Genomic DNA, 281 nt, shown 5'->3' on the forward strand with positions numbered 1-281 from the left:
GTCCGCCAGGGTGCGCCCGGACTTGAGGCTGCGCACGCTGTGGTCCAGCAGTTGCGGTAATTGTTCGATCATGCGCTGCACCCGCCGTTGGTAGCGCCAGGCGATATACACCCGCAGCAGCAACGGCGGCATGGTCAGCATCACCAGCAGGCCCAGCCCGCCGGCCAGCAGGTAACCCAGCAACATGCCCACCGCCCAGCCACTCAACCACAACCCCAGGCGGTCGGTGGGCTTGCCCAGGCCGGCGCGCTGGAACATGCGCTCCAGCGCGACCCAGCTGC

Annotated in this window: 1 pseudogene; it reads right to left on the reverse strand. The window is 68.3% G+C overall.

Features of this window, described 5'->3' with window-relative positions:
- Positions 1–258 (reverse strand): annotated as a pseudogene (locus AAEY88_RS13045) (hypothetical protein); the annotation flags it as partial.
- Positions 259–281: the final 23 nt, after the last annotated feature.

The organism is Psychrobacter sp. CAL346-MNA-CIBAN-0220, assembly GCF_040309805.1.
Lineage (GTDB): Bacteria > Pseudomonadota > Gammaproteobacteria > Pseudomonadales > Moraxellaceae > Psychrobacter.